The organism is Candidatus Obscuribacterales bacterium (assembly GCA_036703605.1).
Taxonomy (GTDB): Bacteria; Cyanobacteriota; Cyanobacteriia; order RECH01; family RECH01; genus RECH01.
The window spans coordinates 1-2,835 of sequence record DATNRH010000491.1; the positions used below are offsets into that span (position 1 = coordinate 1).

Here is a 2,835-nt window from a genome sequence, read left to right on the forward strand (position 1 = left end):
CTGTTCGTGGGCTCGCTGGCGAGCGATCGCCTCTTGACCATCGAGGCTGGTATTGGCATCGGTCGTAGCCACCACCGTCACCGTTTGCCCTGGCTCTAGGGTGATGGCCAAATCTGCCACATGCAAATGATCTTCATGGGCTGGGAGCCCGCGATAGTGTTCTTGGGCGAGATTAAAATCTTGGTACCATTCGTTGCAAAGATAGACATCGGCCTGCTCGGCTAGCACATAGACCGGTTGCGCCTTCGGGAAAGCCGTCACCTTAACGCCATGATCGGCTGCTTCAATCGCCATTTTCCAGAAGCCGACCTGGGTACTGCTGTGGTGATCGCGGTAGTTGGTGAGCACCTTGAGGTAGAGCTTGACGGGCTGGGGCGATCGCTTCACATGGTAAGACACATAGGTAGTATTGGCTCCCTGCTCCATCCAAATCCGCTTCTCAAGCAGCACATCCGCACAGGCAAAGGTCCAGGTGGGAATGCTGCCCTCCAGGGCAAACTGCTGAATGTGGTTATACCCTGTGGGATCCACCTGCTCGTTTGTCCAGCGGCTGGTGTGTAGGGGAAAGTAGTTGCTGTCGTATTCCAGAGTCTCGCTGAGCTGGGTCACCAACAGCGTGCGCCGCACCGGTGGGTTAAGCGCAGCAATCAAAACCCCGTGGTAGCGACGGGTCAGCAGACCAGCCACGGTGCCGGAGGCATAGCCACCGATGCCGTTGGTGACTAACCATTCACGCTCTTCAGCGCTGTGCAGATGTCCGCAAATCTCTCGACCAAATTGAATATTCATGGCAGATATGTCAAGGCAGGGCAGATCAAGAAGGGATGGAATCGGGTTAGGGAGACCCGGAGCCAGGCACTAGGTCTGGACTCCTTGGGGATAAACCGTCCATCTATGCATGGCTAGGCTAATGATTGGTGTAGTGAAGTTCCTATCCTACAGTTAAGGCAGGGCTTCCGACTGTCTGATAGGCTAGTGAATGACCGTTGCTGTCAGTGAGCCGGCCCAATCATACCAATGTTGTTGCAGAATCCAGGGGTATAGCAAGCATGGATACCAAAGCCTTTAAGCGATCGCTTAATCAATCTCAGAAGTATCACCGCAAAGGCTTCGGGCACGATGAAGATGTCTCGGGCGCAATGAAGTCAGAGTATCAGAGTGATCTCATTCAGTACATTCGCGACCACGACTATACCCTAACCCAGGGCGATGTGACGATTCATTTGGCAGAAGCCTTCGGGTTTTGCTGGGGCGTGGAGCGGGCGGTGGCCATGGCCTATGAAACCCGGCAGCAGTTCCCCACGGAGCGCATTTGGATTACCAACGAAATTATCCATAACCCGTCCGTGAACCAGCATCTGCGGGATATGAAGGTGGGCTTCATTGAGGTGCGGGATGGGCAAAAAGATTTCTCGGTAGTAGACCAAGGGGATGTGGTGATTTTGCCTGCCTTTGGCGCAAGTGTGCCGGAGATGCAGCTCCTCAACGATCGCGGCTGCACGATTGTAGATACCACCTGCCCCTGGGTTTCCAAGGTGTGGAACACGGTCGAAAAGCACAAGAAGGGCAACCATACCTCCATCATCCACGGCAAATATAACCACGAAGAAACCATCGCCACCAGCTCCTTCGCCCGCACCTATTTGATTGTGCTGAACCTGGATGAGGCGCAGTATGTGTGTGATTACATTCTCAACGGGGGCGATCGCCAGGCCTTCATGGAGAAATTCCGTTTTGCCTGTTCCGAAGGCTTTGACCCCGATCGCGACCTAGATCGGGTGGGCATTGCCAACCAAACCACCATGCTCAAGGGAGAGACGGAGCACATCGGCAAGCTGTTTGAACGCACCATGATGAAAAAGTATGGCCCCATTGATCTAAATCAACATTTCCTCAGCTTCAACACCATCTGTGATGCTACTCAGGAGCGCCAGGATGCCATGTTTGATCTGGTCGAAAAAAATCTAGATCTCATGGTGGTCATTGGTGGCTTCAATTCATCCAACACCACCCACCTTCAGGAGATTGCCACCGAGCGCGGCATTCCGTCCTACCACATCGACAGTGGCGATCGCATTGGCCCTGGCAATCAGGTAGAGCATAAGCCCCTGCACCAAGCCTTAGAGACCCAAGTTAATTGGTTACCCGATGGTCCCTTAACTATTGGGGTCACCTCCGGAGCCTCCACCCCTGATAAGGTGGTAGCCACAATCATTGAGAAAATCTTCGCCCTCAAGGCGCTGGCTGTGGTGAACTAATTGTGGTGAATTGATCCAAAAAACACCCGCAGTAGATCATGGCGATCGCCTGCGGGTGTTTCACTGATGTTGTGTCACAGTTTCTGAATAAAATCGAGCTGGTGATCTGAATGCGTCCAGCTAGGACGGCTTAAGACAGGACCCCTGAGGATCTAAGCAGCAGGGGTGGTCACTTCAACGGGGTAGCTCACAGCTTTCCATGCCGCCAAGCCACCGCGCAGTTCCGACACGTGGGTGTAGCCAGCATCCCGCAGCGTGGTCGCAGCGATCGCTGTTTCGTCGTCGGTTTCACCGTAGATATAGATGTCCCGATCCACTTCAAAGTTGCTGCTGGATTGGGTCACCAAGTTGTCTAGGGGAATGGAAACAGCACCGGTGATATGGCAAGCATTAAAGGCTTGGCGATCGCGCACATCTACGATGGTCAGGGCAGGTTCGCCCCAATCGAGGCGCGCTTTTAGATCATAAACTCGGGCTTGAGGCTGAATGGGGCCGGGGGTAGGAATAATTCCTAGAAATGCGCTCATGGTTAAGTCCTTGATAAGGTTGAAATTGTTGGATGCTTGTCTGTAAGCTA

3 protein-coding genes are annotated in these 2,835 nt (G+C 53.5%); 1 reads left to right on the plus strand and 2 read right to left on the minus strand.

Features of this window, described 5'->3' with window-relative positions; translation table 11 throughout:
• On the minus strand, nucleotides 1-789 hold a 789-nt coding region (locus V6D20_10510; GenBank protein HEY9816213.1), incomplete at its 3' end, for a glycogen debranching enzyme N-terminal domain-containing protein.
• 260 nt (nucleotides 790-1,049) lie between these two features.
• On the opposite strand from V6D20_10510, the gene V6D20_10515 reads away from it, so the two are divergent.
• Nucleotides 1,050-2,258, plus strand: coding sequence for a 4-hydroxy-3-methylbut-2-enyl diphosphate reductase (locus tag V6D20_10515; GenBank protein ID HEY9816214.1), 1,209 nt, complete (start codon nucleotides 1,050-1,052; stop codon nucleotides 2,256-2,258).
• A 152-nt stretch (nucleotides 2,259-2,410) separates the two neighbouring features.
• Here the strand turns inward: V6D20_10515 and V6D20_10520 are convergent.
• Nucleotides 2,411-2,835: rhodanese-like domain-containing protein (locus V6D20_10520; protein HEY9816215.1), on the minus strand; the 425-nt coding region annotated here is incomplete at its 5' end.

Excerpts from the sequence above, each read along its gene's own strand:
- V6D20_10515 (HEY9816214.1), top strand. The coding sequence starts at position 1,050 with ATGGATACCAAAGCCTTTAAGCGATCGCTTAATCAATCTCAGAAGTAT.